The 26417-nt window shown below is 66.4% G+C and carries 27 protein-coding genes; 18 read left to right on the forward strand and 9 right to left on the reverse strand.

Annotated features, from left to right (window positions below; genetic code table 11):
- Positions 1–110: 110 nt before the first annotated feature.
- Positions 111–518 carry a DoxX family protein gene (locus DACI_RS20295; protein ID WP_012205870.1) on the reverse strand — a complete coding sequence of 136 codons (408 nt, stop codon included), beginning with the start codon at positions 516–518 and terminating at the stop codon, positions 111–113.
- A 44-nt stretch (positions 519–562) separates the two neighbouring features.
- Positions 563–1264 (reverse strand): pirin family protein, encoded by a 702-nt coding sequence (locus DACI_RS20300; protein WP_012205871.1) that lies wholly within the window; start codon positions 1262–1264, stop codon positions 563–565.
- Positions 1265–1397: 133 nt separating this feature from the next.
- Between DACI_RS20300 and DACI_RS20305 the strand changes: the two genes are divergently transcribed.
- The 5 genes from DACI_RS20305 to DACI_RS20325 all read left to right on the forward strand — a co-directional run bounded on the left by DACI_RS20305 (position 1398) and on the right by DACI_RS20325 (position 6469).
- Positions 1398–2336 (forward strand): LysR family transcriptional regulator, encoded by a 939-nt coding sequence (locus tag DACI_RS20305; protein ID WP_012205872.1) that lies wholly within the window; start codon positions 1398–1400, stop codon positions 2334–2336.
- A gap of 134 nt (positions 2337–2470) precedes the next feature.
- Positions 2471–3598, forward strand: coding sequence for an NAD(P)/FAD-dependent oxidoreductase (locus DACI_RS20310; protein ID WP_043782107.1), 1128 nt, complete (start codon positions 2471–2473; stop codon positions 3596–3598).
- 55 nt (positions 3599–3653) lie between these two features.
- Complete coding sequence (gene gluQRS, locus DACI_RS20315) at positions 3654–4592, forward strand: tRNA glutamyl-Q(34) synthetase GluQRS (protein WP_012205874.1); 939 nt, start codon at positions 3654–3656, stop codon at positions 4590–4592.
- Positions 4593–4656: 64 nt separating this feature from the next.
- Positions 4657–5412 (forward strand): tRNA (guanosine(46)-N7)-methyltransferase TrmB, encoded by a 756-nt coding sequence (trmB, locus tag DACI_RS20320; RefSeq protein ID WP_373765413.1) that lies wholly within the window; start codon positions 4657–4659, stop codon positions 5410–5412.
- Positions 5413–5446: 34 nt separating this feature from the next.
- Positions 5447–6469 (forward strand): GGDEF domain-containing protein, encoded by a 1023-nt coding sequence (locus DACI_RS20325; RefSeq protein WP_013802165.1) that lies wholly within the window; start codon positions 5447–5449, stop codon positions 6467–6469.
- A 22-nt stretch (positions 6470–6491) separates the two neighbouring features.
- On the opposite strand, the gene DACI_RS20330 is transcribed toward DACI_RS20325, so the two are convergent.
- The 3 genes from DACI_RS20330 to alaS form a co-directional block, all read right to left on the reverse strand.
- Complete coding sequence (locus DACI_RS20330) at positions 6492–7742, reverse strand: GGDEF domain-containing protein (protein ID WP_012205877.1); 1251 nt, start codon at positions 7740–7742, stop codon at positions 6492–6494.
- A 9-nt stretch (positions 7743–7751) separates the two neighbouring features.
- On the reverse strand, positions 7752–8843 hold the full coding sequence (locus tag DACI_RS20335; RefSeq protein ID WP_043782111.1) for an ABC transporter substrate-binding protein: 1092 nt from the start codon (positions 8841–8843) through the stop codon (positions 7752–7754).
- An 88-nt stretch (positions 8844–8931) separates the two neighbouring features.
- A complete protein-coding gene (gene alaS, locus DACI_RS20340) occupies positions 8932–11556 on the reverse strand; it encodes an alanine--tRNA ligase (RefSeq protein ID WP_012205879.1) in 2625 nt (874 codons plus the stop codon).
- A gap of 168 nt (positions 11557–11724) precedes the next feature.
- Here alaS and DACI_RS32180 point away from each other — a divergent pair, with 168 nt between their 5' ends.
- Both DACI_RS32180 and DACI_RS20350 read left to right on the forward strand, forming a co-directional pair.
- Positions 11725–11925: a hypothetical protein gene (locus DACI_RS32180; RefSeq protein WP_043782113.1), complete on the forward strand. Its 201-nt coding sequence runs from the start codon at positions 11725–11727 to the stop codon at positions 11923–11925.
- A 66-nt stretch (positions 11926–11991) separates the two neighbouring features.
- Positions 11992–12351: a hypothetical protein gene (locus DACI_RS20350; protein WP_012205880.1), complete on the forward strand. Its 360-nt coding sequence runs from the start codon at positions 11992–11994 to the stop codon at positions 12349–12351.
- Between the two features lie 57 nt (positions 12352–12408).
- Here the strand turns inward: DACI_RS20350 and DACI_RS20355 are convergent, their stop codons facing one another.
- Positions 12409–13746: an MFS transporter gene (locus DACI_RS20355; protein WP_012205881.1), complete on the reverse strand. Its 1338-nt coding sequence runs from the start codon at positions 13744–13746 to the stop codon at positions 12409–12411.
- Positions 13747–14044: 298 nt separating this feature from the next.
- Here DACI_RS20355 and cyoA point away from each other — a divergent pair, with 298 nt between their 5' ends.
- From cyoA to DACI_RS20390, 7 genes are all read left to right on the forward strand, one after another.
- On the forward strand, positions 14045–15091 hold the full coding sequence (cyoA, locus tag DACI_RS20360) for a ubiquinol oxidase subunit II (RefSeq protein WP_012205882.1): 1047 nt from the start codon (positions 14045–14047) through the stop codon (positions 15089–15091).
- 66 nt (positions 15092–15157) lie between these two features.
- Positions 15158–17164 (forward strand): cytochrome o ubiquinol oxidase subunit I, encoded by a 2007-nt coding sequence (gene cyoB / locus DACI_RS20365; protein WP_013802159.1) that lies wholly within the window; start codon positions 15158–15160, stop codon positions 17162–17164.
- Positions 17157–17789, forward strand: a complete 633-nt coding sequence (gene cyoC, locus DACI_RS20370; protein ID WP_012205884.1) for a cytochrome o ubiquinol oxidase subunit III — start codon at positions 17157–17159, stop codon at positions 17787–17789. Before cyoB ends, cyoC begins: the two co-directional genes overlap by 8 nt.
- Positions 17790–18230 (forward strand): cytochrome o ubiquinol oxidase subunit IV, encoded by a 441-nt coding sequence (cyoD, locus tag DACI_RS20375; protein ID WP_012205885.1) that lies wholly within the window; start codon positions 17790–17792, stop codon positions 18228–18230.
- 71 nt (positions 18231–18301) lie between these two features.
- Entirely contained in the window at positions 18302–19015 is a 714-nt protein-coding gene (locus DACI_RS20380; RefSeq protein WP_012205886.1) for an SURF1 family protein, read from the forward strand.
- A 113-nt stretch (positions 19016–19128) separates the two neighbouring features.
- On the forward strand, positions 19129–20430 hold the full coding sequence (locus tag DACI_RS20385; RefSeq protein WP_012205887.1) for an ATP-binding protein: 1302 nt from the start codon (positions 19129–19131) through the stop codon (positions 20428–20430).
- A 29-nt stretch (positions 20431–20459) separates the two neighbouring features.
- Positions 20460–20996, forward strand: coding sequence for a response regulator transcription factor (locus DACI_RS20390; protein ID WP_012205888.1), 537 nt, complete (start codon positions 20460–20462; stop codon positions 20994–20996).
- Between the two features lie 80 nt (positions 20997–21076).
- Here DACI_RS20390 and cyoE read toward each other — a convergent pair whose 3' ends face one another.
- Both cyoE and DACI_RS20400 read right to left on the reverse strand, forming a co-directional pair.
- Positions 21077–21982: a heme o synthase gene (gene cyoE / locus DACI_RS20395; RefSeq protein ID WP_012205889.1), complete on the reverse strand. Its 906-nt coding sequence runs from the start codon at positions 21980–21982 to the stop codon at positions 21077–21079.
- Positions 21979–23178, reverse strand: coding sequence for a COX15/CtaA family protein (locus tag DACI_RS20400; RefSeq protein ID WP_043782119.1), 1200 nt, complete (start codon positions 23176–23178; stop codon positions 21979–21981). The genes cyoE and DACI_RS20400 overlap by 4 nt, the downstream gene beginning before the upstream one ends.
- Before the next feature lie 834 nt (positions 23179–24012).
- Here DACI_RS20400 and DACI_RS20410 point away from each other — a divergent pair.
- The 4 genes from DACI_RS20410 (at position 24013) to DACI_RS20425 (ending at position 25438) form a co-directional block, all read left to right on the forward strand.
- Complete coding sequence (locus tag DACI_RS20410) at positions 24013–24408, forward strand: hypothetical protein (protein WP_012205891.1); 396 nt, start codon at positions 24013–24015, stop codon at positions 24406–24408.
- Positions 24409–24559: 151 nt separating this feature from the next.
- The gene (locus DACI_RS20415; protein ID WP_225970971.1) at positions 24560–24742 is read left to right on the forward strand and encodes a hypothetical protein; all 183 of its coding nucleotides are present in this window, start codon (positions 24560–24562) and stop codon (positions 24740–24742) included.
- A complete protein-coding gene (locus tag DACI_RS20420) occupies positions 24739–25005 on the forward strand; it encodes a hypothetical protein (protein WP_012205893.1) in 267 nt (88 codons plus the stop codon). The genes DACI_RS20415 and DACI_RS20420 overlap by 4 nt, the downstream gene beginning before the upstream one ends.
- 151 nt (positions 25006–25156) lie before the next feature.
- A complete protein-coding gene (locus DACI_RS20425; protein WP_012205894.1) occupies positions 25157–25438 on the forward strand; it encodes a flagellar basal body-associated FliL family protein in 282 nt (93 codons plus the stop codon).
- A 38-nt stretch (positions 25439–25476) separates the two neighbouring features.
- Here DACI_RS20425 and DACI_RS20430 read toward each other — a convergent pair whose 3' ends face one another.
- Positions 25477–26265 (reverse strand): class I SAM-dependent methyltransferase, encoded by a 789-nt coding sequence (locus tag DACI_RS20430; RefSeq protein WP_012205895.1) that lies wholly within the window; start codon positions 26263–26265, stop codon positions 25477–25479.
- Positions 26266–26417: the final 152 nt, after the last annotated feature.

The following is a 26417-nucleotide window of genomic DNA, read 5'->3' on the forward strand; positions in this document are numbered from 1 at the left end:
CCGCATTCATCAATCCATTCACGCCAAAGGGCCCCGCAGCGCTGCTGCGGGGCCCACTCAAGACAGTAGCCTAACAAAAATCAGGGCATGGCCAACGCCGCCCGACCCACTCAATGGCGGCGCGCATCCACGCTCCAGCCACCGGCACCGTGGGCGGCAAAGCCCAGCAGGCCGCCAGTCACGGCGATGTTCTTCCAGAACAGCAGCTGCTGCATCATGGCCGCGTCGGCCGGCACGCTCCAGTAGGTGTGAAAGAAGAAGCTGGCCACCAGCGTGAAGAACGCCAGCACCAGGGCCGCCCAGCGCGTGCACCAGCCCAGCAGCAAGGCCAGGCCGCCGACGATCTCCACCACCAGGGCAATGGCCACGCCGATCTGCGGCATGGGCATGCCTACCGATGCGGCATAGCCCACGGTCCCGGCGAAGCCTCCGATTTTCTGAAAGCCCGCAGGCACGAACATCAGCGCGATCAGGATGCGGCCGGCCAGCGCCAGCGGGTTGCTCAGACGGTTCAGCATGATGGTTACTCCTCGTGAATCTTCAGAGCGTGCTGTGCACGCTCTCAGGCTTGCAGATCGAACACCAGGACCTCGGACTGTTCCCCGTCGTGCAGGCGCAGTCGCGGTTCATTCTCCACAAGGGCCGCATCGCCCGTTGTCAGCCGTTGCCCATTGACGCTCAGCGCGCCCCGCACCAGGTGCACATAGGTCTTGCGGCCGGCGGGCAGTTCCAGTTCGGCCTGCTCATCGCCGTCGAACAGGCCTGCATAGAGCCGGGCATCGGCATGGACGGTGACCGAGCCCTCGGCGCCATCGGGCGAGGCCACCAGGCGCAGCCGGCCGCGCTTTTCCTCGTCGGCAAAGGCTTTTTGCGCATAGCCGGGCGCAATGCCCGTCTCGCTGGGCAGCAGCCAGATCTGCAGGAAATGCGTGGTCTGGCCCGGCGCATGGTTGTGCTCGCTGTGGACCACGCCCGAGCCGGCGCTCATGCGCTGCACCTCGCCGGGCGAGATGGTCTGTTCGTTGCCCATGCTGTCCTTGTGCGAGAGCCGGCCTTCGAGCACGTAGCTGATGATCTCCATGTCCTTGTGGCCATGGGAGCCGAAGCCCGTGCCCGGGGCGATGTGGTCCTCGTTGATCACGCGCAGGTTGCCAAAGCCCATGTGGCGCGGATCGTGGTAGCCCGCAAACGAGAAGCTGTGGTGCGAGCGCAGCCAACCATGGTCGGCATGGCCGCGTTCCCGGGATTTGCGCAGGGCGATCATGTTTTTGTCCCTTTCCAACGTGTCAGATCTTCGAAACTCTTGCGTCGATGGCTCCACTGTAGAAGCCGCTGCCTCAGGCAAGGCGCAGCAGGATTGATGGCATCATTCAAAGCTTTTGAAGCCATAACGCCCCATGCCCAGCCCCCGCGACGTGCTCACCCCCGACAGCCTGGCCATGCTCCAGGCCATTGCCGAGGCCGGCAGCTTTGCCGCCGCTGCACGCCAGCTGGGCCTGGTGCCCAGTGCCCTGACCTACCGTGTGCGCCAGATCGAAGATGCGCTGGACGTGCTGCTGTTCGACCGCCGCTCGCGCCACGCCCAGCCCACCGAGGCCGGCCGGGAGCTGCTGCGCGAGGGGGTGCGCCTGCTGCATGAGATCGACACCGTGGCGCATCGCGTGCGCCGCGTGGCCACGGGCTGGGAGCCGCACCTGACCATCGTGGTCGATGGCGCCGTGGCGCGCACGCCGATGCTGGAGCTGGTCGAGGCCTTCTACGCCATGCAGCCACCCACGCGGCTGAAGCTGCGCGATGGCATCCTCACCGGCACGCTGGAGACGCTGACTTCGGGCCGGGCCGACCTGGCCATCGGGGTGGCGGTCAACTCCAGCAACGTGGCGGGCCTGCAGGCCTGCGAGCTGGGCGAGCTGGACTTCGTCTTTGCCGTGGCGCCCCACCATCCGCTGGCCACGGCGCCCGAGCCCATCACCGACGCGACGCTGCTGCAGCACCGCATCATCGCCGTGGCCGATTCAGGCCTGCGCGACAGCGCCAGCATGGGCCTGCTCAGCGGCCAGGACATCTTCACCGTGGACTCCATGCAGGCCAAGATCGAGGCCCAGGTGCGCGGCATAGGCTGCGGCTTCCTGCCCCATTTCATGGCCGACGTCTATGTGCAGGCCGGCCTGCTGGTAACGCGCCAGGTCGCCCGGCCCTCGCGCAATGTGCGCATGCACTACGCATGGTCCTGCCCGCCGCAGCAGGACCCGCCGCGCGCGCTGCAGTGGTGGCTGCAGCAGCTGGAAAGCCCCGCCACGCGCCGCGCTCTCATGGAAAATCATCACCGACATTGAGCTGGCGCACGCCGCCGGGCGGTCTGTGCGGGTGTAGAGTGGTTACAGGTCCCGGCCTGCTCCGCCGCTGCGGCGAAGCAGGCCGGCAAGGACATGCTTCCCGGAATCTGCCACTGCCCGCAAAGGTCTGCTCCATGAACGCTTCCCGCGCCGCCTCCAAGTCCACGGTCAAGAAAAAGGCCACCAAGCCCCCCGAAGCCTCCAAGGCGCGCCCCAAGGCCGGCGCGCGCCGCATTGCCGTGATTGGCGCCGGCATGGCGGGCCTGGCCTGCGCCCGCACGCTGATGCAGGCCGGCCACGATGTCCATGTCTACGAACGGCTGCCCCAGGTGGGCGGGCGCATGCGCTCCGTCAACGCCGCGCATGGCGCCTTCGACATCGGCGCGCAGTATTTCACCGTGCGCGACAAGCGCTTCGAGCTGGCCCTGCAGACCGTGCCCGGCCTGTGCCGCCCCTGGAGCGTGAGCACGCTGCGCGTGCTGGATGCGCAGGGCCGCCAGTCCAGCGCTGCACCCGCACCCACCGAAGCCCATTGGGTAGCCACGCCCGACATGCAGGCCCTGCCGCTGGCCTGGGCCGCGCCGCTGTGGGATGCCGACCGCCTGCACCTGGGCCAGCGCGTGACCAGGCTCGAACGCCAGCCCGGCCCGCGCGGCTGGAGCCTGCATGTGGAGACGACCGAGCCGACCACGCAGATCCGCACGGGATTCGATGAAGTGATACTCGCCCTGCCCGCCCCACAGGCGCGCCAGCTGCTGCAGACCACGCCCCTGGCCCTGTCGCTGGTGCAGGGCATGGCGGCCGTGGAAATGGCGCCCTGCTGGGCGCTGACGCTGTCCTACCCCATGGCCACCGAGGCCGGACTGTCCACCCTGGGGCCGCAGTGGAATGCGGCCCGCACCACGCATGAGCGCGCAGTCTGGGTGGCACGAGAATCCTCCAAGCCGGGCCGCTCCCAAAGCGAACGCTGGACCGTGCTGGCCAGTCCCCAATGGTCGCAGGAGCACCGTGCCGACGACGCCCCGCGCGTGCTGGCCAAGATGCAGAAGGCGTTTGGCGAGATCACGCGCATCCGCATCCCTCCCCGCCATGCCAGCGTCTACCTCTGGCCCCATGCGCAGACCCTGTCGCCGCTGGGCCGCAGCCATTTGCGCAACAAGGATGCGGGCCTGGGCCTGTGCGGCGACTGGTGCATTGGCCGCCGCGTGGAGGATGCCTTTGTCTCGGGACTGGAAATGGCCCTGGCGTTGGTTGCGGGCTGAACCAGGCCACCAGGTCCTGGCAGGGGGCGGCGCAAGGCCTTAACATCCGGCCCCGATGATTCCCGCCGCCCCTGAATCCGCCGAAACCGGCCCCGCACCCGCCCCATCCCCGTATGTCGGCCGTTTTGCGCCCTCACCCACGGGCCTGCTGCATGCAGGCTCCCTGGTGGCGGCGCTGGCCAGCTGGCTGGATGCACGCGCCCATGGCGGCCGCTGGCTGGTGCGCATCGAGGACATAGACCCTCCGCGCTGCCAGCCCGGTGCCGACACCGCCATCCTGAACCAGCTTGCCACCTGCGGCCTGCTGCCGGACGAAGAGCCTGTCTGGCAATCCCGCCGCCACACCTTCTACGAAAGCGCACTGGAGCGGCTCAAGGCCTGCGGCCTGGCCTATCCCTGCGGCTGCACGCGCAAGGACATCGAGGCAGCCTGGGAAAACCTGGGCTGGGCCCATGAGCGCCATGTGGAGCGGCCCTACCCCGGCACCTGCCGCGACGGCCTGCACGGCAAGAGCGCCCGGGCCTGGCGCTTTGCGCTGGACCGCTTCACCCGCCACGACCCCGTGCTGCACTGGCAGGACCGCCGCTTGGGCGCCCAGCAGCAGGATGTGATCCACGGCGTGGGCGACTTTGTCCTGCGCCGGGCCGACGGCCTCTGGGCCTACCAGTTGGCCGTGGTCGTCGATGACGGCCTGCAGGGCATCACCCATGTGGTGCGCGGCGCCGACCTCGCCGACAATACGCCCCGCCAGATGCTGCTGCAGCGCGCCCTGGGCATAGATCACCCGCAGTACCTGCACACGCCGCTGGTGCTCATGCCCGACGGCGAAAAGCTTTCCAAGCAGCACGGCGCCCCCGCACTGGACCTGAGCGCCCCTGTGACCGCGCTGCGCACCGCAGCCGCCCACCTGGGACTGCCCCAGCCATCACCCCAGGCCGCATTGGGCGAAGCGCTGCAGTTCTGGGTCAGGGGCTGGCGCCATACATACAATTGAGCCCGTGAACCCAACTTCTTCCCCCCAAGCCGAGCAGTCCATGGACGGCGATACCCCGAACACCATGTCCGCTGCCCCCGGTGCGCCGCACGATTCCTCTTCGCCCTCCACACCTGCGGCCGCCCGTACCGGCCAGCCGCCCGAGGGCGTGGCCCATCCCAAGACCATTAAGAGCTATGTGCGCCGCGCCGGCCGCACCACGACAGGCCAGGCCAAGGCCTTCGAGGAGCTGGGTCCGCGCTTCGTGCTGAACTACCAGGCCGCGCCGCTGGATGCCTCTGCCACCTATGGCCGCCAGGCACCCCTGATCCTGGAGATCGGCTTCGGCATGGGCGAGGCCACGGCGCACATCGCGCGCGTGCGCCCCGATGACAACTTCCTGTGCTGCGAGGTGCACGAGCCCGGCGTGGGCGCCCTGCTCAAGCGCATTGGCGAGCAGGACATCTCCAACATCCGCATCCTGCAGCACGACGCCGTCGAAGTCATCGACAACATGCTGCCCGAGGCCAGCCTGGACGGCATCCACATCTTCTTCCCCGATCCCTGGCACAAGAAAAAGCACAACAAGCGCCGCCTGATCCAGGAGCCTCTGGTAGCCAAGCTGGCACGACGGCTGCGTCCCGGCGGCTACATCCACTGCGCCACCGACTGGGAGCCCTATGCGGTGCAGATGCTGGAGGTGCTGGGTGCGGAACCCCTGCTGGCCAACACGGCCGAGGGCTATGCCGCCAAGCCCGACTACCGGCCGCTGACCAAGTTCGAAAACCGTGGCATCCGCCTGGGCCACGGTGTGTGGGATCTGGTGTTTGAGCGCCGCTGAGCCGGTCGCGCCCTCTTCCAATACAAGGCCTCGCATGCAGCCATTGCTACAGAATCTGGTCGAGATGACGGCCCACAGGGACCATCTGCGATTGGAAATCTCGGTGCTGTCCACCCTGTTCAAGCTCAATGGCGTGGTGCAGGTGCGGGCGCTGGAGCTGTTCGCCATGCCCGACGGCAGGCACTGCGTGCGTGCGCGCACCTGGAGCCAGGGCGATCAGGTCATGTCCACCGATGCCGAGGCCCTGTATGACCCGCAAAGCGTGGAGCTGGCCTCCATGCCCGCGCTGCAGCAGGCGCTGCAGCAGCGCGCCCTCATCGCCTCGGCCGTGCAGCCCGATGGCCAGCACGTGCTGTGGCTGCCGCTGTGGCGCCAGGAGACGGCCTACCACTGCCTGGAGATCACGCAGTCCACGGCCTTCTCGCCCAGCCGGCTCGATGTGATCCAGGGCATCTTCGGCGTCTATCACAACTACCAGAGCCTGCTGGACTACAGCGAACGCGATGCGCTGACCGGCCTGCTCAACCGCAAGACCTTCGACGAGCAGTTCCTGCGCCTGTCGCTGCAGGAGGCGCCGATGGCCATGCCGGGCGTGGCCACGGAAGACGTTCCCGGCCAGTGGCTGGCCGCCATCGACATCGACCATTTCAAGCGCATCAACGACCGCTTTGGCCACCTGTATGGCGACGAGGTGCTGATCCTGGTGGCCAACATCCTGCGCAGCTGCTTCGACGCCAAGGACCGTGTGTTCCGCTTCGGCGGCGAGGAATTCGTGGTGCTGCTGCGCTCGGTCAGCCTGGTCAATGCCCGCAAGGCGCTGGAGCGCCTGCGCCACGACGTGGAGAGCTACGAGTTCCCCCAGGTCGGCCGCATCACCGTGAGCACGGGCTTTGCCGCCATGGGCACGGGCGCACCCGTGGAGGTGCTGGGCCATGCCGACCAGGCCCTCTACCACGCCAAGGAGCATGGCCGCAACCAGACCTGGTACTACGGTGATCTGATCACCCAGGGGCTGCTGGCCCCCCAGGTGAACAGCAACGATATCGAACTGTTCTGAGCCGGCCCTGGCGCCGTGCCGTTCAGGTGAGGCCGGCCACGCGCACGCAGTCGCGCCCGGCGTGCTTGGCCTCGTAGAGCATGGCATCGGCGCGCTGCAGCAGTTCCTGCGCGCTCTCGGCACCCTGCAGTTGCGCCACGCCAAAGCTGGCCGTCGCCGCCAGTTCCAGGCCATGGACCTGTATGGGCGTGGAGCGTATGGCCTCGCGCAGCTGCCCGGCCAGCGCCCAGGCCTGGGCCGCAGCCACACCGGGCATCACGATCAGGAACTCCTCCCCGCCATAGCGCGCCATCCATTGCGCCGAGGGCTCCCGCTCCAGTGCGTGCCGGCAACGCAGCGCCACCTCGCGCAGCACGGCATCGCCTGCGGCATGGCCGTGCCTGTCATTGACCTGCTTGAAGCGGTCCACGTCCACGAACATCACGCTCAGGGCCGCACCCAGGCGCTGGCCCTGGGCGACCTCGGAGGCCAGGCGCTCGTCCATGGCGCGGCGGTTGAGGCATCCGGTCAGCGCATCGGTCAGCGACATGCGCTTGACTTCCTCCACCAGCTCCTCCAGCTGGGCCGTGCGCTGGGCCACCAGCAGGTCCAGATGCTCGATGTGGCCACGCAGGTCATGCTGCAACTGGCCAAAGCCCTGCACCACCATGTCGATCTCGTCGCGCTGCCCGCGCCGCGCCCGCTCCAGCACCAAGGGCCTCGACAACTCATTGGGCTTGAGGTTGGCCGCAAAGCCCGCAATCTGCTGCAGCGGCTGGCGCAGCTCCCTGCGCATCACCCAGGCCACCATCAGGCAGACCAGGGCCGTGAACAGCGCATAGCCCAGCAGCACGCGCAGCGTGGAGTCGCGCAGCACCTCCAGGTAGTGGCCCCGGTTCTCCCAGACCTGCAGTTCGCCCAGCGGCAGGCTGGACTGGCTGTGACGCGGTGCCGGAATGAGCATGGACACGGCAGGCGCGCGGCCATCCCTGGGCTCGCCCGCCTCGTACATCTCGCCCGTGGAGGTGACGCGCAGCTGCACATGTCCCACCAGGGGCAGCTTGCCCAGCCACTGCACCTGCTCGCGCACCAGGGCCGGCTCGATGTCCCACAACGCGGCGGACAGCGAGATCATGCTGTTGGCCACCAGCGTCTCCATGGAGCGGCGAAACTCCTGCTGCCCCTTGCGGTACTCCCACCAGGCGTGGGCGCCGCCAAACACCAGCATGCAGGCCACGGCCAGCAGCATGATGCGCAGGATCAGCAAAGAGGCAATCGAGCGGAAGCGGGGCATGGGAGGCGCTCAGCGCAGCAGGTGCTTGAGCTCGAATCCGTAGCGCCGCAGCCGGGGATTGAGGTGCTTGCTGTAGCTGCGAAAGTCCAGAGGGGCCAGCGGCGCGCTGATCCTGTGCTCGTAGCGGTCGATCTGGGACTTGTCCAGCAGCGTGAACATGGGCCGCACCTGCTCCAGCCCTTCGGAGGCGAAATCGGCGCCGTGCGCATGGTCGTAGAGCATGACCAGGGCCCAGGCGCCGGTCAGGAAATGGCCGCCCGCCAGTGCCGACAGCTCGCCCGTGCGCAGCGCCGTCATGGCGGCGGCCGATGAATTGATGGCGCTGAAGAAGGCGTCACGCCCCGGCGAGCCGCCCCGCGCCCGCCAGGCCTGCATGGCGCCAAAGGCCATCTCGTCGTTGCCCGCCCAGACCAGGCGCACCTCGGGATAGCGCTGGAACAGCACGGCCGCCTGCTGCTCGGCGCGTTCGCGGCGCCATTCGCCAAAGACTTCCTGCTGCAGCACCACGTCGCTGGCCTCGGCCGCCGCGCGGCGCATGCCGGCATTGCGCTCCACCGAGGAGGGCGTGGAGCGGTCCCCGGCAATGGCCACCATGTGCAGCCGGCCATCGGCCGCACGCGCCTGGCCCGATGCCCGCGCAGCGGCGAACAGTGACTTGGCGGTCAGGTAGCCGGCCTCCTCCGCGCCCGGCTCCAGGCTGCCCAGCCAGTGGCGATAGCGCTCCCGCGCCACGCCGGTCTGGCCGCGCAATGTCTCGGGCACGCCGCTGAAGGCCATGAAGCTGTCGATGCCTGCGGCCTCCAGCGTGCGCAGGATTTCAGGCGCCACGCTGTAGTCGTTGGTAAACATCACGTAGCGGGGCCGCTGCGCCTTGGGCAAGGCGGCAATCTGGCGCGCAATCTCGATGGGGCGCAGGTGGTCACGCTGCGCATAGCGCACCTGCAGCTGCATGCCCAGGCTGCTGGCCGCGTCCTGCATGGCCTCGCTGACCGTGGTCCAGTAGCTCTCGTCGGAGCGGCCGGGGTTGATGAAGACCACGCTTTGCGCGGCGGCAGCGGCCGACTGCGCCAGCACGCCCATCACCCAGGCCATGTAGGTCATACGCAGCGCCCACGGCAAGACGCCCCGGTGGAGTCCACCGGGGCGTCCCGAAGAAGGAGCAGCAGGAATCATCTGCCGCGCAGCTGGGTCAGACGCGCTCTGCCACCCAGGCGTGCACACCGGCCAGCGCCGCGGGCAGGCCCGAAGCGTCCGTGCCGCCGGCCATGGCCATGTCGGGCTTGCCGCCGCCCTTGCCGCCGACCTGGCTGGCCACGAAGTTCACCAGATCGCCAGCCTTGATGCGCGAGGTCTCGGCCTTGGTCACGCCTGCGGCCAGTTGCACCTTGTCGCCATCGACGGCGGCCAGCACGATGGCTGCGGCGCCCAGCTTGTCCTTGAGCTTGTCCATGGTGTCGCGCAGGGTCTTGGCGTCGGCGCCTTCCAGCCTGGCGGCCAGCACCTTGATGCCCTTGACGTCCACGGCCTGGCCGGCCAGCTCGTCGCCCTGGCTGGAAGCGAGCTTGCCCTTGAGCGCAGCCACTTCCTTCTCCAGCGCGCGGATCTGCTCCAGCGCACCGCCGATGCGGGTGTTCAGCTCGGCCGTCGGCGCCTTCAGCGCGGCGGCGGCCTGGTCCACCGTGGATTCCAGCGATTGCAGGTAGGCCAGCGCGTTCTCGCCGGTCACCGCCTCGATGCGGCGCACGCCAGCGGCCACGCCGCCTTCGCCCACCACCTTGAACAGGCCGATGTCGCCCGTGCGCTGCACGTGGGTGCCGCCGCACAGCTCGCGGCTGCTGCCGATGTCCAGCACGCGCACGGAGTCGCCGTACTTCTCGCCGAACAGCATCATGGCGCCCGTGGCCTTGGCCGATTCGATGTCCATCACGCGCGCATCGGTGGGCGTGTTGGCCAGGATCTCGGCGTTCACGCGGCGTTCGATCTCGCGGATCTCTTCAGCGGTCACGGGCTGGTTGTGGGCAAAGTCAAAGCGCGTGCGCTCGGCGTTGACCAGCGAGCCCTTTTGCTGCACATGGTCGCCCAGCACTTCGCGCAGGGCCTTGTGCATGATGTGCGTGACCGAGTGGTTGCGCATGGTGGCCGCACGCAGCTGCGTGTCCACCTCGGCCTGCACGGCATCGCCCACCTTGAGGCTGCCGGACTCCAGCACGCCGTGGTGGCCGAACACATCGGCCTTGATCTTGAGCGTGTCCTCGACCGCGAAGCGTGCGCCCGCGGTGCTGATCACACCCTGGTCGCCCACCTGGCCGCCGGACTCGGCGTAGAAAGGCGTGGTGTCGAGCACGACCACGCCGCTCTGGCCGGCCTTGAGTTCCTGCACGGCGCTGCCTTCGGCATACAGTGCCACCACCTTGGCGGCCTCGGCCAGCTTCTGGTAGCCCGTGAAGGCATTGGCATCGCCCGTGTATTCCAGGGCGCGGTCCATCTTGAACTTGCCTGCTGCGCGGGCCTTGTTCTTCTGCTCTTCCATGGCGGTCTGGAAGCCCGCCTCGTCCACGCTCAGGCCGCGCTCGCGGCAGACGTCGTTGGTCAGGTCCAGGGGGAAGCCGTAGGTGTCGTGCAGCTTGAAGGCCACGTCGCCGGGCAGCACCTTGGCGCCACCGGCCAGCGCCGCGTCCAGGATTTCCATGCCGTTGGCCAGGGTCTCGAAGAAGCGCTCTTCCTCGACCCGCAGCACTTCGGTGATGCGCGCTTCCTGCTCGCGGATCTTGGGATAGGCATCGCCCATCACGGCCACCAGGTCCTTGACCAGCTTGTGGAAGAACGGGGTCTTCTGGCCCAGCTTGTAGCCGTGGCGGATGGCGCGGCGCACGATGCGGCGCTGCACGTAGCCGCGGCCTTCGTTGGAGGGGATCACGCCGTCGGCCACCAGGAAGGCGGTAGCGCGGATGTGGTCGGCGATCACCTTGAGCGAGGGGGTCTCGATGTCGGCGATGTGCGTCTCGCGCGCAGCGGCCTTGATCAGCGCCTGGAACAGGTCGATCTCATAGTTGCTGTGCACATGCTGCAGGATGGCGGCCAGGCGCTCCAGGCCCATGCCGGTGTCCACGCAGGGCGCGGGCAGCGGCTTGACGTTGCCCTGCTCGTCCATGTCGAACTGCATGAACACGTTGTTCCAGATCTCGATGAAGCGGTCGCCGTCTTCGTCAGGGCTGCCGGGAGGGCCGCCGGCCACGTGCGCGCCGTGGTCGTAGAAGATTTCCGAGCAGGGGCCGCAGGGGCCGGTGTCGGCCATCATCCAGAAGTTGTCGCTCTTGTAGCGGCCGCCCTTGTTGTCGCCGATGCGGATCACGCGCTCGGGCGGCAGGCCGATTTCCTTGGTCCAGATGTCGTAGGCCTCGTCGTCCTCGGCGTAGACCGTGGCCAGCAGGCGTTCCTTGGGCAGCTTGTAGACCTCGGTCAGCAGCTCCCAGGCCCACTTGAGCGACTCGCGCTTGAAGTAGTCGCCGAAGGACCAGTTGCCCAGCATCTCGAAGAAGGTGTGGTGGCGGGCCGTGTAGCCCACGTTTTCCAGATCGTTGTGCTTGCCGCCTGCGCGCAGGCAGGTCTGCACCGAGGTGGCGCGCTTGTAGGGGCGCTTGTCGGTGCCCAGGAACACGTCCTTGAACTGGACCATGCCCGAGTTGGTGAACATCAGCGTCGGATCGTTGCCGGGCACCAGAGGGCTCGACTCCACGATGGTGTGGCCCTTGGATGCGAAAAAGTCCAGAAAGCTCTTGCGAATGTCGGCAACGGTGAAAGTGGGTGTGCTCATGGTGTCTAGGAGTTCGGAGCGCGCACGCGGGGCGCTGTCCCTGGCGGGAGGGTGTCCCGTCGGGACCAACGCGCATTATAGGTTTGCCCCATGGTTGCGGCAGCGAGCCCTGCCTGGCCTCCATCACGCACGTGGCCAAAGAAGGCCTCTCCTCCCATTTGCCCGCCCTTGAGCACGATCTCCAGCCCGTCGCTGACCGGATCGCTGACATGCGCGCGCAACAGCGGCGCGCGACTGGCCGGTCCGCGGCGCATGCAGCTGTGGGTGGCGCCCCATCCGGGCCGCAGGGCCGACATTCTTGCGCTGGAGAAATGGCTGGTGCAGGAGATGGGGGAGATGGCTGGCACAGGCGATCTCGCCGTTCACTGATCCCGCTCAGACTGCGCGCGATGGGCGCCCTGGATAATCGCCAGCCGGAACCACAGCAAGCACACCATGGCGCAACCACAGACACCCGAGCCTCATTCCAGCGAACCGGCCCCCGCTGCCAGCGCCAACGGATCCGATCCGGCCAAACCGCCAACACCGCCCAAGCCGTCCAAGCCGCCAAAAAGCCGCATCGTGCCCTGGCTCATCGGACTGCCCGTGGCCTTCTTCGCTGTGCTCATGCTGGCTGGCCAGTTGCTGTCCACGCCCGAAGGCGAGGCGCGCTGGGTGGAGCGCGAAACCATCAAGATCTGCCGCAAGGAAACCGCCAGGCCTGAGGCCGAGCGCAAGACGCAGCAGTTTGAATCGGTGCAGGACTGCGACAGGCTCGAATTCGACTTCAAGCAGCGCTACGGTGAAAACCCCTGAGGCGAAGTCACAACGAAAAAGGCCGGCAGAGCCGGCCTTTGGCTTGCAAGGGTCCGTTCAGTCGCGCGTCTCGATGGCGCGGTTGATGCCCAGTGCCGCCAGCGTGCACAGCGCACCCGACAGCAGATAGATCCCCAGCGCCACCAGTCCGAAGCGCGAGGACACGCCCAGGGCCACCAGCGGAGCGAATGCCGCGCCCACCAGCCAGGCCATGTCCGAGGACAACGCGGCCCCCGTGTAGCGATAGCGTGAGGGGAAATTGGACGTCACCGTGCCTGCCGCCTGGCCATAGGACAGGCCCAGCAGGATGAAGCCGACGATGATGAACACGTTGTTCCCCACCGTTCCGCTGCCCAGCAGCCAGGGCGCCAGGAAGCTGAAGATGCCGATCAGGCAGGCCATGGTGCCCAGCGTGTTGCGCCGGCCCACGCGGTCGGCCAGCCAGCCCGAGACCATGATGGCGGCAGCCGCACAGAAGGCGCCCACGATCTGCACCCCGAGCACATGGGTCACCGACTGGTCCGAATACAGCGAGATCCAGGACAGCGGGAAGATGGTCACCAGGTGGAACAGCGCAAAGCTGGCCAGGGCAGCAAACGCACCGATCACCACGTTGCGACCCTCGTCGCGCATCAGCGGCAGCACGCCCATGGGCTCCAGCTCACGCTGCTGCAGCAGTTCGGTGTAGGACTGGCCCACGACCAGGCGCAGCCGGGCAAACAGTGCCACGACGTTGATGGCAAAGGCCACGCAGAAGGGATAGCGCCAGCCCCAGCTGAGGAACTCGTCGGCTCCCACATGGGCGTAGATGAAGGCAAACAGCCCTGCCGCGAGCACGAAGCCCAGCGGCGCCCCCAACTGGCCCATCATCGAATACCAGCCCCGCCGGTTCTTGGGCGCCGACATGGCCAGCAGCGACGGCAGGCCGTCCCACGAACCACCCAGCGCAATGCCCTGGCCTATGCGCAGCAGCGCCAGCACGATGATGGCGTTCACCCCCGCCTGCTGGTAGCTGGGCAGGAAGGCCATGCCCACGGTGCACACGCCCAGCAGAAACAGCGCCAGCGTCAGCTTGGTCGCCCGCCCCCAGCGCCGCTGCACGGCCATGGACAGCGCCGTGCCCAGCGGCCGGGCCACGAAGGCCAGCGAGAAGATGGCGAACGACATCAGCGTGCCGTCCAGCTTGGAAAGGTAGGGAAACAGCAGTGCCGGGAAGACCAGCACGCAGGCGATGCCGAACACGAAGAAGTCGAAGTACTCCGAGGATCGCCCGATGATCACGCCGACGGCGATTTCGTTGGGCGTGACATCTTCGTGGGTGTCGGCGCGGGACAGAGATTCTTTGCTCTCATAGCTTCCGCCGGGGAAGCTTGCAGTTGTGTCGAGGCCGCTCATAGATGGATGCTCCTTGTCTCGTCTCACTGACAGCTCTGTTCTACGCCCTCGCTTGATCTGGCGCAAGGCGGTTTCCACCTCGACCGGCCTCGGTGTTTGTCCTGCTGCGCGCGAGGCGAAAATGCGGCCTCCGGACCGCCAGGCACCTGCCGTGCACCCGCCCAGGTAGCAGAAAGTTCCCGGGTTCTCCTTGACGTTGGACAAAATGTCCAATGGACAAATTTATACTTCGTAATACATTTGCCCGGATCTTGTAATCCGCGTTTCTATGTAAACGCGCTCTTGTTGCGCCCCTAGCATGCTAAAAATCAAGGAACTCCGTGGGCCTGCGTGGCTCACCGCGGCCGCTTTGACAGCCAGTCTCACTGGCTGCAGCAAAGCCGTCGTGCTCAACCCCGCCGGCGACATCGCCGCGCAGCAAGGCAACCTGGTGGTCACGGCCACCTTGCTGATGCTGATCATCATCATCCCGGTGATCATCCTCACGCTGCTTTTCGCCTGGAAATACCGCCAGTCGAACACCGAGGCCCACTACGACCCCGAATGGCACCACTCCACCACGCTGGAGCTGGTGATCTGGTCCGTGCCGCTGATGATCATCATCGCGCTGGGCGCCATCACCTGGATCAGCACCCACAAGCTGGACCCCTACCGTCCGCTGGACCGCGTCTCGGCCACCAAGCCGCTGAGCACCGATGTCAAGCCGCTGGAGGTGCAGGTCGTGGCCATGGACTGGAAGTGGCTGTTCTTCATCCCTGAAAAAGGCATCGCCACCGTCAACGAGCTGGCCGCTCCCGTGGATCGTCCCATCCACTTCAAGCTGACCGCCACCTCGACGATGAACTCCTTCTACGTGCCTGACCTGGCCGGCATGATCTATGCCATGCCCGGCATGCAGACCGAGCTGAACGCCGTGATCAACAAGCCCGGCGTGTTCCACGGCCTGGCATCGCACTACAGCGGCGCCGGCTTCTCGGGCATGACGTTCAAGTTCCATGGCCTGAGCAACGAAGAGTTCGATCAGTGGGTTGCCAAGGCCAAGTCCGAAGGCAAGGCCCTGACGCGCGATACCTACCTGAACCTGGTCAAGCCCAGCGAGCGCAACCCGGTCGAGCGCTTCGCCACGGTGGACGAAGGCCTGTACGACAAGGTGCTCAACCGCTGTGTCGAAGAAGGCAAGATGTGCATGCATCACATGATGGCCATCGACGCTGCCGGCGGCGAAGCCTATCTCAAGGCCGTGGGCATGAACCTGCCCCAGGATGTGTGCACGGTGCAAAACGCCGACCGCGTCGTGGCCTTCCTGGACCAGCGCGACGGCTCCGCAGCCGCTGCGCAGCAATAAGCAGTTAGCGGACGCGGACGACGGCCAGACCGCCGCCCGCTCCCATCACGACCTAAGAGACTCGATATGTCTGAACATACCTCCCCGGCACAGGCTCACTGGCTGCTGGGACGCATCACTTGGGACTCCATCCCGATGGCGCATGAGCCCATCGTGCTGGCGACCTTCATCGCCGTGGTGCTCGGCGGCCTTGCCGTGCTGGGCCTGCTCACCAAGTTCCGCCTGTGGGGCCCGCTGTGGCGCGACTGGCTGTGCAGCATCGACCACAAGAAGATCGGCATCATGTACATGATCCTCGGTCTGGTCATGCTGCTGCGCGGCTTTGCCGACGCGCTGATGATGCGCCTGCAGCAGGCCATGGCCTTCGGCGACAACCTGGGCTACCTGCCTCCGCACCACTACGACCAGATCTTCACGGCCCACGGCGTGATCATGATCTTCTTCGTGGCCATGCCCTTCGTGACCGGCCTGATGAACTATCTGGTGCCGCTGCAGATCGGCGCCCGCGACGTGTCCTTCCCGTTCCTGAACAACTTCAGCTTCTGGATGACCACGGGCGGCGCCGTGCTGGTGATGATCTCGCTGTTCCTGGGCGAGTTCTCCACCTCCGGCTGGCTGGCACTGTCCAACCTGGGGGCGCAGAACCCCGGGGTCGGGCTTGACTACTACATCTGGGGATTGCAGGTGGCCGGCGTCGGCACCACGCTGTCAGGCATCAACCTGATCGTGACCATCATCAAGATGCGCGCACCCGGCATGAACCTGATGAAGATGCCCGTCTTCACCTGGACCGCCCTGTGCACCAACGCGCTGATCGTGGCCTCGTTCCCCATCCTGACCGCAGCCCTGGTGCTGATGTCGCTGGACCGCTACGTCGGCACGAACTTCTTCACGAACGAGCTGGGCGGCAACCCCATGCTGTACGTGAACCTGATCTGGATCTGGGGCCACCCCGAGGTCTACATCCTGATCCTGCCCTGCTTCGGCATCTTCTCTGAGATCGTCTCGACCTTCAGCCGCAAGCGCCTGTTCGGCTACACCTCCATGGTGTACGCGACGGTGTGTATCACCATCCTGTCCTACCTGGTCTGGCTGCACCACTTCTTCACCATGGGCTCCGGCGCCAGCGTGAACACCTTCTTCGGCATCACGACGATGATCATCTCGATCCCGACGGGCGCCAAGATCTTCAACTGGCTGTTCACCATGTACCGCGGCCGCATCCGCTTCACGGTGCCGATGCTGTGGACCGTGGGCTTCATGTGCACCTTCGCCATCGGCGGCATGACCGGCGTGCTGCTGGCCGTTCCCCCGGCCGACTTCGTGCTGCACAACAGCCTGTTCCTGATCGCCCACTTCCACAACGTGATCATCGGCGGCGTGGTGTTCGGCGTGTTCGCCGGCATCAACTTCTGGTTCCCCAAGGCCTTCGGCTACAAGCTCGACGAGTTCTGGGGCAAGTGCTCGTTCTGGTTCTGGCTGGTCGGCTTCTGGGTCGCCTTCACACCGCTGTACGTGCTGGGCCTGATGGGCGTGACACGCCGTGCCAACCACTTCGAGGACCCCTCGCTGCAGATCTGGTTCGTGATCGCCGCCCTGGGCGCCGGCCTGGTGGCACTGGGCATCGGCAGCTTCCTGATCCAGCTGGTGGTCAGCTACTTCAAGCGCGACCAGCTGCGCGACGTGACCGGCGACCCCTGGGAAGGCCGCACGCTGGAGTGGGCCACCTCCTCGCCCCCTCCCCAGTACAACTTCGCCTTCACGCCCGTGGTGCATGAGATCGATGCCTGGTGGGACATGAAGAAGCACGGCTACCAGCGTCCGCTGACCGGCTTCAAGCCCGTCCACATGCCGTCCAACACCGGCGCCGGCGTCGTGATCGCTGCGCTGTCCACGGTCTTCGGCTTCGCGATGATCTGGCACATGTGGCCCCTGGCCATTGCGTCGTTCGCCGCCACCGTGCTGGCGTCGATCATCCACACGTTCAACTACAAGCGCGACTACTACATCCCCGCCGCGGAAGTCGCGGCCACGGAAGAACTGCGCACACAACAGCTGGCACGTCATGTCTGATACCCGTTACACCGCAGGCGGCGCTGCCGCCCTGGCCCCGCGCGAGTACCACCTCGCCGAGGAGCCCCATCCCGAAAACGGCACCGCTCTGGGCTTCTGGCTCTACCTGATGAGCGACTGCCTGATCTTTGCAGCGCTGTTCGCCACCTATGGCGTGCTGGGCCGCAACTACGCTGCAGGCCCCACGGGTGCCCAGCTGTTCGACCTGCCCCTGGTGGCGATGAACACGGCCTTCCTGCTGCTGTCGTCCATCACCTTCGGCTTCGCCATGCTGCAAAAGCAGCAGGGCAAGCTGGGCGGCACCCAGCTGTGGCTGGCCATCACCGGCCTGTTCGGCCTGTGCTTCCTGGGCCTGGAACTCTATGAGTTCTCCCACCTGCTGCACGAGGGCGCAGGCCCGCAGCGCAGCGCCTTCCTGTCCTCGTTCTTCACGCTGGTGGGCACCCACGGCCTGCACGTGAGCTTCGGCCTGATCTGGCTGGTCACGCTGATGATCCAGATCAACAAGCACGGCCTGACGCACGAGAACAACCGCCGCCTGATGTGCCTGTCGATGTTCTGGCACTTCTTGGACGTGGTCTGGATCGGCGTCTTCACTTTTGTTTACCTGATGGGGGTGCTGTAAATGGCTGCACACGACATCCACGCCGGCCATGGCCACGGTCACCACGACCATCATGGCCATGACGATCACCACCACGACGCAGGCCCGCACAGCACGTTCTCGGGCTATATGTGGGGCTTCGTGCTCTCGATCATCCTGACGGCCATCCCGTTCTGGCTGGTGATGAGCAATGTCATCTCGGACCGTGCAACGGCCGTGATGGTGCTCGGCGGCTTCGCCGTGGTGCAGATCCTGGTCCACATGGTCTTCTTCCTGCACATGAACGGCAAGATCGAAGGCGGCTGGACCCTGCTGTCCACCATCTTCACCGTGGTCTTCGTGGCCATCGGCATTGCGGGCACCCTGTGGGTCATGTTCCACATGAACACCAACATGATGCCCCAGCACACCATGCCGGCCGACCCCGCCGCGCAGACGGCTCCGGCCTCGGTCACGCCTTGACCGCATCCGGAAACTCCGGGCCCTCCAGCCACGTCGGCGCATCGCGCCGGCGTGGCCCACTCGCTCAGGCGATGCTCATCTCGGTGGGCATCGCCTTGTTTTTGGGCTTCATCTTCCTGGGCAGCTGGCAGGTCCAGCGCCGTGCCTGGAAGCTGGACTTGATAGAGCGCGTGGACCAGCGCGTGCACGCCGCACCCGCTGCCCTGCCCCCGCCCGCCGAATGGCCGCAGATCACGGCCGCCGACCACGAGTACCGCGCCGTGCAGGCCAGCGGCCACTGGCTGGCCGGCAAGACCGTGCTGACCCAGGCCGTGACCGAATTGGGCGCCGGCTTCTGGGTGCTGACGCCGCTGCAGATGGACGACGGCAACCAGGTGCTGGTGAACCGGGGCTTCATTCCCACAGCGCAGCGCGCGCGCTGGCAGGATCAGCCCGCACAGGCGCCCCAGGACCCGGTGACGGTGGACGGCCTGCTGCGCATCAGCGAGCCGCGCGGCGGCTTCCTGCGCGAGAACGATCCCGCGCAGCAGCGCTGGTTCTCGCGCGATGTGGCGGCCATTGCACAGGCCCAGGGCCTGGACCATGCAGCCCCCTACTTCATCGACGCAGGCCTGCCGGGCCAGCCCGTGGCAGACGGCACCTGGCCGCGCCCGGGCATGACCGTGATCCGCTTCCCCAACAGCCACCTGGTCTATGCGCTGACATGGTATGGGCTTGCGCTGATGGTGGTCGGCGCGGCCTGGCTGGTCAGGCGCAATGACCGGCAGGCAAGCAGCAAGCCGTAAAGCCGTCGCTCCAGGCAACAGGGCCACCGATGACATCGGTGGCCTTTTTTACGCCAGTCCTCTACAAGACCCTGCCGCGCCACGGCTGCCTGCGGTAGCGCACAATCGCCCGCGTGAATTCGCCTTCAGAGTCCCTGTTCCGCGTCGAGCGCACCACCGAACGCCAGAACATGCAGCTGCTGATACAGCTGCGCTGGTTTGCCGTGGTCGGGCAGGTGATCACCATCTCCCTTGTGCACTACGGCTTCGGCATCACCCTGCCGCTGCCGGCCATGGCCCTGGTGCTGCTGGCCAGCGTCTTCACCAATCTTGGCTACATCTACTGGTACCGCAGCCACCGCCGCCAGATCTCGGCGCGCAACCTGTTCCTGGCCCTGCTGGCCGACGTGCTCGCCCTGGCCATACAGCTGTATTTGAGCGGCGGCGCCAGCAATCCCTTCATCTATCTGTTCCTGCTGCAGGGCATTCTGGGCGCCGTGCTGCTCAGGCCCGTGCACGCCTGGATCATCGTTGCCAGCACCTCGCTGTGCACCCTGGTGCTGGCCATCGTGCACTGGCCCCTGCCCATTGGCGCGGCGGGACCGGACGGGCTGCCCGGCCTGTACGTGAGCGGCATTCTGATCAGCTTCGGGCTGACCACGGTGCTGCTGGTCGTCTTCCTGCGCCGCATCGTCTCCAACCTGCGCCGGCGTGACGCACGGCTGGCCAACATGCGCCAGCGTGCCAGCGAAGAGGAGCACATCGTGCGCATGGGCCTGCTGGCCACGGGCGCGGCGCACGAGCTGGGCACGCCGCTGTCCACCATGTCCGTCATCCTGGGCGACTGGCAGCGCATGCCCGCCATCACGCAAGACCCCGACCTGCTGGCCGACCTGCAGGAAATGCAGCAGCAGCTGCTGCGCTGCAAGTCCATCGTCTCCAGCGTGCTCATGTCGGCCGGCGAGACCCGCGCCGATGCGCCCCAGGCCACCACGCTGCGCGCCTTCATGGACGGCGTGGTCGCGCACTGGCAGTCACGCCACGCCGTGGAGCATTTCGACTATGTCCAGGCCGACGAGGACTTCCCCATTCTTTCCGATACCGCGTTGCAGCAAATGGTTTGCAATGTGCTCGACAATGCGGCCGAAGCCTCCCCACGCCATGTGGCGCTGCACCTGGCCGTGCGCACCGGCATGCTGTGCATCACCGTGCGCGACAAGGGACCGGGCTTTGCACCCGCCGTGCTGGAACAGCTGGGCCAGCGCCATATCTCCACCAAGACGGAGCGCCCGGGCCGGGGGCTTGGCCTGTTCCTGGTGCTCAACGTGGCGCGCTCGCTGGGCGGACGCGTTCAGGTGAGGAACACCCCGCCGCGGGGCAGTGAGGTGGAGATCCGCCTGCCCCTGTCATCGATTGCCATTGAACCCGGCGCCTGAAGCGGCGCCCACAGGAACCCGAATCGCCCATGGACAGCTCCCGCCTCCTGCTGCTGGTTGAAGACGATGCGACCTTTGCGCGCACGCTGACGCGCTCGTTCGAGCGGCGCGGCTACCGCGTGCTGCAGGCCGCCAGCGCCGAGGAAGTGCGCGAGCTGCTGCAGACGCACTCGCCGCAGTACGCCGTCATGGACCTCAAGCTGGCGGGCAACGCGTCGGGCCTGAGCTGCGTGCAGATGCTGCACCAGCACAACCCCGAGGCGCTGATCGTCGTGCTTACCGGCTATGCCAGCATTGCCACGGCGGTGGAGGCGGTCAAGCTAGGCGCATGCCACTATCTGGCCAAGCCCTCCAACACCGACGATATCGAGGCCGCCTTCGGCCGCCTCGAAGGCCGCACCGACGTGGAACTGTCGCGCAACCCCACCTCCATCAAGACGCTGGAGTGGGAACACATCCACGAAACCCTGGCCGAGAGCGATTTCAACATCTCCGAAGCCGCCCGCCGCCTGGGCATGCACCGGCGCACGCTGGCGCGCAAGCTGGAAAAGCGGCAGATCAAGTAAGGCGGCAGGCACCAAGACAAACCGGGCCTCAAGGGCCCGGTTTTTCATTGCGCGGCCATGGCCCTCGGGCCATCAACCCATCAGCCCAGCCAGAGGTAGTGATCGATCAGCAGCGCCAGGAACAGCACGCTCAGGTGGATCAGCGAGAAGCGGAAGGTCTTGCGCGACAGCTGGTCCGAGTAATTGCGCCACAGTGCAAAGGCATAGGCACAGAAGCCCACGCTCAGCACCACGGCCACCACCAGGTACAGCCAGGAACTCATGCCGTACATGAAGGGCAGCATGCAGGCCGCAAACAGGATCACCGTGTACAGCAGGATCTGCAGCCGCGTGTACTCGCTGCCATGCGTCACGGGCAGCATGGGCAGGCCGGACTGGCGGTAGTCTTCCACGCGGTACAGCGCCAGCGCCCAGAAATGGGGCGGCGTCCACAGGAAGATGATGAGGAACAGGATCAGCGCCTCGGGACCGACCTGGCCCGTCATCGCGGCCCAGCCCAGCACGGGCGGCATGGCACCGGAGGCGCCGCCGATCACGATGTTCTGCGGCGTGGCAGGCTTGAGGATCACCGTGTAGATCACGGCATAGCCCACGAAGGTGGCCAGCGTCAGCCACATGGTCAGCGGGTTGGTGCACAGCAGCAGCACCAGCGCGCCCAGCGTGCACAGGATGGCCGAGAAGGCCAGCGCCTGCTGGCTGCTCAGCTCGCCGCGCGCCGTGGGCCGCCAGGAGGTGCGCTTCATGCGCGCATCGATATGGCGCTCCACCAGGCAGTTGAAGGCGGCAGCCGCGCCCGCCACCAGCCAGATGCCCAGGCAGGCCAGCGCCATGTGCAGCCACTGGTCGGCGTTGGGCCAGCCCGGCACGGCCAGCACCATGCCGATCAGTGCGCAGAACACGATCAGCTGCACCACACGCGGCTTGGTCAGGGCATAGAACTGTGTCCAGCGCGAGGGCTCGACACTCAGGGAAGCTTGTTTACTCATGCAATCTCTCCACGGGCAACCGGCAGACCGTCCCGCAGTGCGCCCGGGCGGCTGGCCGCCAGGCACCAAACAATCACGGTCACCAGCGCAGCTGCGCCGCCCGTATGCAGCACCGCGGCCACCAGCGGCCAATCGAGCACCACGTTCGACAGGCCTGTCAGCACCTGCAGTACCAAGAACGCACCCAGCACGCGGCGCTGCGACGCCAGTGCGGGCACTTCACCCAAACGCCACCACAGCCCGGCCAGCGCAGCCACCACCACATAGGCCGCCAGGCGGTGCAGGTAGTGGATGGCCGTGAGGCCCGCAAAGCTGATGTTGCTGCCGTCCTGCAGCAGGCCCAGCGGCCGCCAGATCTGCAGCGCCTGCGAAAAATCCATGGCCGGCCACCAACTGCCCTGGCAGGTCGGGAAACTGCTGCAGGCCAGCACCGCATAGTTGGTGCTGACCCAGCCGCCCAGCGCCACCTGCAGCACCAGCAGCGCAAGGCCCAGCCACAGCCCCGCGCGCAGCGCGGGTGAAATCACGGCCGCCCCTTGCTGGCTCGCAGCACGGCTCAACCCCACGGCGGGCACGCACAGCAAGGCCAGCAACCCCGTGCCGCCCAGCAGGTGCAGGGTCACGATGGCCGGGAAAAGCTTCATGGTCACGGTCCAGGCGCCAAAGGCGCCCTGCAGGCAGACCCAGAACAGCGCCAGCGTGGGCCACCACGGACTCAGGGCACCGCCTGTGCCCTCCGCCCCTGTACGCCCGGCCCCTGCGCCACCCGCCCTGCCCAGGCGCCGCGCGCGCCGCCAGGCCATGATGGTCATGGCGATGATGAGCACGCCCACGGTGGTGGCCAGATAGCGGTGGACCATCTCTATCCATGCCTTGCCATGCGTCACCGGCCCGGTGGGCATGGCGGCCTGGGCCTCGGCAATCTGCGCGCGGGCGCCCATGGGGCTGGCGCTGCCATAGCAGCCCGGCCAGTCGGGGCAGCCCAGGCCGGAATCGGTCAGGCGGGTGAAGGCGCCGAACAGCACCAGATCGAAGGTCAGGAACAGCGTGAGCACCGACAGCGCCTGCAGCCGCTTGAGCGAGCCGCCGCTGCGGTTGCGCAGCCACACCCAGGCCAGGGGGCCCAGCGCCAGCAACAGGCCCAGCAGCATCAGCTCCAGAACGGGGGCCAGATCGTACAGCGCCTGTTCGCTCACGCCCGCCCTCCGCAGCGCGGCGTGCACCACACGGCATGGCCCCCGGGCAAGCCGAAAGGCAATGCCGCAGGCGCATCCGGTTGGCGACAGCAGATCTTCATAAATGAGAGCAATTTGACGAGAAGGCTCAGCCCCATGCGCGAGATTGGATCGCAGGCCGGGCCTACAGAGAATCAGGACATGCACCCAGATACCGGCTGCGGGACCGCGCCCCATGCACAAGGCCCGCCAAGCGGGCCCGGTCGCTGCAACTTTCAGAGCAGCATGTCTTTGATATGAAACAATTCTACTTGGCTGCGAACCGCTCAATCGCCCACGCATGCAGTGCCCCTAGATCGCAGCCAGCTTCTTTTGGCCGGTGCGATGCGGCTTGGGCCTGGCGCACACGAATTTCCACAGGACCCTGCCCAAGGCGTCGGCGGCCCAGCTTTACACGACTGCTCAGATTCGCTCAGATTCAGCCACCTCGCGTTCCTTAGATTGGTGGTTTCACTTGGGGACCGGCAACTGCCGGGTGAGGCCATGATTGCAGGAGGCTCGTGGACTGTGCTTGATGGGCACGGACGCGAAATCGGGCGTGTCGAAGGCGATGAATTCGTCCGGTGCGGGACCAGGCTCATCTACCGCATCGAAGGACCGGCGCTGTACTCCATGGACGGTTCGGCCAGACTGATGGGCTTTATCGAAGGGACCGAGGTCAGAACGCGGCAAGGCCGGATCTTCCTCAAATTTCTCGCACATTGATCCGCACTGCTCAGATTCGCTCATCTTCGACCGCACAAAGCCGGGGAGACTCCACGCCCATGAAAACTTCCAGGCAATGGACCCCCTTCTGTGCGCGAGCTCTCGAACAATGACTTCAATGATTTCTGGGAAGGCATCGCCCAGGACAAACCCCTGAGGACGCCGGACAAGGGTCGCACCGCGTCCTTCACCGTCACCCGCCGCAATGCCACCGGCCTGGAAGTCCGAACGAACAAGGGCAACACGGTGCGCATACGGCGAGAAGCCTTCTGCGCCGTGCTGCGCCATCTTGCCCAGGAGCATCACGGCCTGGAGCGCCCCTGCGTTGTGGCATCCAGCTATGACGTACCGGGCTTTCTGGGCTTTGCCGCCAAGCAGGCCAACGACAACGCGGCCGTGGTGATCACCTACATCCTGCCGATTCTGCAGGACGCGGGCATCGTCGGGATTGACGGCAACCGGCCCAACCGCACCTGGCTGCTCTGATCGCGCCGGCAGCCTCCGGACGCTGGGCGCCGGGTCGATGACAATCTATGTCAATTCATTCATAGCCAATCACTAAGGCGCACAGATAATTGCCGGCATTCGTGTGAATTGTGAGAAGGGTCCGAGCCCTTCGATGCTGGAGGATTGGCAGATGAGCGCCCCGGAAATGGAGGCCATACAGGAGCGGCTGAAGAAGCTGCGGGCCGACGAGGTGCTGGTCGCCGAGCAGTTGGACAGGCTGCAGGCCCAAAAGGCTGCGCTGGAGCACAGACAGGCCATGATCCAGGGCGCCATCCAGGTGCTCGAGGAAATGCGGCAGGAGCTGGAGCCATGAACCGTGGCAAGCCCGTCTCACCACCCGCATCGCCCCCCGCCTCACCCTGCGCATCGCCCACCCCCACCTTGACCACCGCCGAAGACTGGCTGGCAAGAATTGCGGCCCTGGATGCCACGCAGCCCCCTCCCACACCGCCCCGTTTGCGCAACCCCCGCAAGGCAAAGCGCCGCAGGGCGGTCACCATCGTGGCAGTGGCCGTGCTGCTGGTGCTGCTGGCCATCGCCCTGGCCGTGGCGGTGCAGTTGATGTGGGTCAAGTAGCTGTCACACGGCAGCAGCGGAAAGCGCCTTCAAGCGTGAAGCCAACCGAGCCGGTGCTGCTGTATACCCTCACATCCTGGCGAAGTCCCCATATTGTTTGCATGCTCACTTACGCCTAGCATGTATCCACACTCAACGCAGTGGAGGTGCCATGGCTGATCCCGAAGAACCACTGGAAGTACGCTCAGAACGCTGGCAGTCGCTGAAGGGGCTGGACATCGCCTCCGTGGATCTGGGCCCCATCTGCGTGGTGCTCATGCTGACGCTGATCTGCATGGCCGTGATGATGCTGCTGGCCAAATCCGGCGCCGAGCAAGCACGGCAGGCCCAGCCATCGTCCCAGGCCAAGGGCCCGGCTCCCCGACCGAAGCCGGCGCAGCCCGTGACCGAACCCGCCCAGCAACAGACCTGGACACCGGCCTTGCGCACCTGAGGACGAGTTGAGGGCGGCAAGGCCAGGCCGCAGCACCTTCAGAGTTTCACAGAACGTGTCGCAATGAAGGTCGGCACGAACTTCTCGATCACAAAACGGGCATGGGACTGCCAGTCTTCATGAAACCCCGTCAGCACCAGCCCCGCATCCAGCTGGCCGCCGATCTGATCGGCCAGCGTATGGCCGAACACCAGCGCCTCATTGCGCTCCCGCTTGGCATCGATCGCTGCGGGCGGCAAATCCACCACATCGGAATACGGCAGGCGCCACGCAGGCCGCATGAGCCCTTGCTCGCGCAACGCGGGATCGCGGTCCTCCACGAAGACCACCGGATTCCAGAAGCTGGACAGAAGGCGCCCACCCTTCGCGAGCACCCGCGCGCATTCACGCCATACGGGCCGCACATCAGGCACGTAGAGGTTGGAGATGGGGTGAAAGATCACATCGAAGCCGGCATCTGCAAAAACGCCCAGATCGCGCATGTCGCCCTGCACGCAGGTCAGCGCAAGGCCTTCGCGCTCGGCTACATACCGGTCCTGCGCAAGCTGGCCGGCGGAGGCATCGAACACGGTGACCTGCGCACCTGCCGCCGCAAGTATGGGTCCTTGCTGGCCGCCTCCACTGGCAAGGCAGAGGATGCGCAGGCCGCGCACATCATCCAGCCAGCCCGCTGGCAAGGGGCCGGGCGTGAGCCGCGCCTGCCAGATTCCGGCACGTGCCCGGGCTATTTCAGCGCTGTCGACCGGGCGCGACCAGTCGCAGTCTTTCGCTGCCTGCAGGTTCCAGGCAGCGGTGTTGTGGGCAAGGATGTCGATGGGTTCTGTCATGGGCACTCTTTCAAAAAGAGGCCGCACGGCGACGCGAGGTTGCGTTCAGACAACGCGGAGCAGTCAACGGGCATGCAGGTGGTGACGCGGGCGTCCGCCGTGGGCCGGCAAGGGGCTTCGGGGGATCGGTCGGACAAGGGTCCGAAGGCGTC

The sequence above is a fragment of the Delftia acidovorans SPH-1 genome (genome assembly GCF_000018665.1).
Classification (GTDB): Bacteria; Pseudomonadota; Gammaproteobacteria; order Burkholderiales; family Burkholderiaceae_C; genus Comamonas; species Comamonas acidovorans.

Coding starts and splice junctions, on each gene's coding strand:
- DACI_RS20425 (WP_012205894.1), top strand. CDS start 25,157: ATGGCTGATCCCGAAGAACCACTGGAAGTACGCTCAGAACGCTGGCAG.
- DACI_RS20430 (WP_012205895.1), bottom strand. CDS start 26,265: ATGACAGAACCCATCGACATCCTTGCCCACAACACCGCTGCCTGGAAC.
- DACI_RS20310 (WP_043782107.1), top strand. CDS start 2,471: ATGAACGCTTCCCGCGCCGCCTCCAAGTCCACGGTCAAGAAAAAGGCC.
- DACI_RS20300 (WP_012205871.1), bottom strand. CDS start 1,264: ATGATCGCCCTGCGCAAATCCCGGGAACGCGGCCATGCCGACCATGGT.
- alaS (WP_012205879.1), bottom strand. CDS start 11,556: ATGAGCACACCCACTTTCACCGTTGCCGACATTCGCAAGAGCTTTCTG.
- DACI_RS20390 (WP_012205888.1), top strand. CDS start 20,460: ATGGACAGCTCCCGCCTCCTGCTGCTGGTTGAAGACGATGCGACCTTT.
- DACI_RS20420 (WP_012205893.1), top strand. CDS start 24,739: ATGAACCGTGGCAAGCCCGTCTCACCACCCGCATCGCCCCCCGCCTCA.
- cyoB (WP_013802159.1), top strand. CDS start 15,158: ATGTCTGAACATACCTCCCCGGCACAGGCTCACTGGCTGCTGGGACGC.
- cyoC (WP_012205884.1), top strand. CDS start 17,157: ATGTCTGATACCCGTTACACCGCAGGCGGCGCTGCCGCCCTGGCCCCG.
- trmB (WP_373765413.1), top strand. CDS start 4,657: ATGTCCGCTGCCCCCGGTGCGCCGCACGATTCCTCTTCGCCCTCCACA.
- DACI_RS20330 (WP_012205877.1), bottom strand. CDS start 7,742: ATGCCCCGCTTCCGCTCGATTGCCTCTTTGCTGATCCTGCGCATCATG.
- DACI_RS20380 (WP_012205886.1), top strand. CDS start 18,302: ATGCTCATCTCGGTGGGCATCGCCTTGTTTTTGGGCTTCATCTTCCTG.
- cyoA (WP_012205882.1), top strand. CDS start 14,045: ATGCTAAAAATCAAGGAACTCCGTGGGCCTGCGTGGCTCACCGCGGCC.
- DACI_RS20305 (WP_012205872.1), top strand. CDS start 1,398: ATGCCCAGCCCCCGCGACGTGCTCACCCCCGACAGCCTGGCCATGCTC.
- DACI_RS20350 (WP_012205880.1), top strand. CDS start 11,992: ATGGCGCAACCACAGACACCCGAGCCTCATTCCAGCGAACCGGCCCCC.
- DACI_RS20355 (WP_012205881.1), bottom strand. CDS start 13,746: ATGAGCGGCCTCGACACAACTGCAAGCTTCCCCGGCGGAAGCTATGAG.
- gluQRS (WP_012205874.1), top strand. CDS start 3,654: ATGATTCCCGCCGCCCCTGAATCCGCCGAAACCGGCCCCGCACCCGCC.
- cyoE (WP_012205889.1), bottom strand. CDS start 21,982: ATGAGTAAACAAGCTTCCCTGAGTGTCGAGCCCTCGCGCTGGACACAG.
- cyoD (WP_012205885.1), top strand. CDS start 17,790: ATGGCTGCACACGACATCCACGCCGGCCATGGCCACGGTCACCACGAC.
- DACI_RS20415 (WP_225970971.1), top strand. CDS start 24,560: ATGAGCGCCCCGGAAATGGAGGCCATACAGGAGCGGCTGAAGAAGCTG.
- DACI_RS20335 (WP_043782111.1), bottom strand. CDS start 8,843: ATGACCTACATGGCCTGGGTGATGGGCGTGCTGGCGCAGTCGGCCGCT.
- DACI_RS20325 (WP_013802165.1), top strand. CDS start 5,447: ATGCAGCCATTGCTACAGAATCTGGTCGAGATGACGGCCCACAGGGAC.
- DACI_RS20295 (WP_012205870.1), bottom strand. CDS start 518: ATGCTGAACCGTCTGAGCAACCCGCTGGCGCTGGCCGGCCGCATCCTG.